This is a genomic window from Staphylococcus sp. EG-SA-15, from assembly GCF_017151895.1.
Lineage (GTDB): Bacteria > Bacillota > Bacilli > Staphylococcales > Staphylococcaceae > Staphylococcus > Staphylococcus aureus.
Map to the genome: position 1 here is coordinate 1 of NZ_JACVZN010000060.1, position 1,865 is coordinate 1,865.

Sequence of the window (1,865 nt, forward strand, 5' to 3'; positions counted from 1 at the left end):
GGGCTGACCCAAAAGTAGCTCCTATATGAAAAATAGAGGTCTTTCCATTTAGATAGTAGTGGAAAGACCTCTATTTATCTTTTGAAAGTGAATACAAAAATAAAGCACACTCTGCTATAATATAGGTGATTAATCCATTTGAGAGAGGTGCTTTATCATGTATCAAAATTATACCATAAACCAACTTTGTTTGCCTATAGATCTTGAAATTAAATTAGAAGAAAATGATTTTGCTCATGCCATTGTGCAGTTTGTTGACTCTATTCCCGATGAAGTCTTTCTTCCTTATTATCAATCTATGGGTAGACCCCAATATCATCCTCGTATGCTACTTTCCATTATTCTTTGTGCCTATATTCAAGGGGTTTATTCGGGCCGCCAAATACAAAATATGCTGATAGATAGTATTCGGATGCGCTACTTATCTCAAGAGCAATTCCCTAACTTTCGTACTATTAATCGTTTTCGCGTTCATCCGATTATGAACGATATTCTAGATCATTCATTTGTTCAATTTCGTGAGCTACTGGTTCAAAGTGGCTTAATCAGTGGCAGTGCTCTATACATTGATGGTACAAAAATTGAAGCGGATGCGAATAAATACTCTTTCGTTTGGAAAAAAAGTATTTTAAAGTATAAGGATAGCCTTGATCAAAAAGCCCTTGAAAACTACCAACAAATGGTGGAAACAAAAATCTTACCTGAGTTAATAGATGATTTAAAGGATGAACTTTCTATAGAAGAGATTGAAAGGATTCGTCAATCTTTGGAAGAAAAGGAAAATCAATTAATTGAAGCGATTGACCAAACCGAAACAGTAGAAGAACGAAAATTACTTCGTAAAGAAAAATCTGAAGTTCATAAGCAGAAGAAGCGATTCGATGATTTTGCCTAAAGAAAAATGAGCTACGAAGAACAATTAGTGATTATGGGTGTACGCAATAGTTTCTCAAAGACGGATCATGACGCTACTTTTATGCGAATGAAAGAAGATCACATGCTTAATGGCCAACTAAAACCAGGTTATAATATTCAACTTGCGACAGAAAATCAATTTGCTCTTGCTTATGATTGTTATCCAAATCCAACAGATACACGAACATTTATCCCATTTCTTGAAAAGATTGAATCAAAAATAGGTTTACCAGAAAATATTGTCGCAGATGCCGGTTATGCAAGTGAAGAAAATTATTGTTATGTGTTAGACGAAACAGAATCCACCCCCATCATTCCGCATCAAGGTTACTTAAAAGAGAAGAAACGCGCCCATAAACAAAATCAGTTTCATCGAGATAATTGGACTTACAACGAGTTGGATGATTACTATATTTGTCCCAATCAGAAAAGAGTAGTGTTCTCACATTATTCACAACGTAAAGATAGAAATGGATTTATTCGAAACTTCAAAATCTATGAATGTGAAGATTGTACAGGATGTCCATTGAGAGAGAAATGTACCAAAGCAAAAGAAGGAAAAAATCGACGTTTGAATATTAATCCAACCTGGGAATATATAAAAATAAAAGCGAATGAAAAGATAGAAAGCAAAGAAACAGCCTCATACTATGCGCAGCGAAAGATAGATGTCGAAACAGTTTTTGGAAACATTAAACAAAATATGAAATTTAAAAGATTCCATGTCCGAGGAGCTGAAAAAATTTTTAAGGAAATGGGACTTGTATTTCTTGCGCACAATTTTAGGAAATTAGTAACTAGAGTAAGGAAATATGAGGGAAAAACAATCATACAAAACCAAATATAGGGGGAAAATCCTCTATATTTCATCCAAAAAAAACAAAAATCGAAGACATCTTTCACGGGTGCCTTCGATTTTTTGGTTCAAAAGGGACTAATGGGTCAGCCCC

The 1,865-nt window shown here is 34.4% G+C and carries 1 pseudogene; it reads left to right on the forward strand.

What is annotated here, in order from left to right:
• Positions 1-157: 157 nt before the first annotated feature.
• A pseudogene (locus IDG64_RS14285) lies at positions 158-1,762 on the forward strand (IS1182-like element IS1182 family transposase).
• Positions 1,763-1,865: the final 103 nt, after the last annotated feature.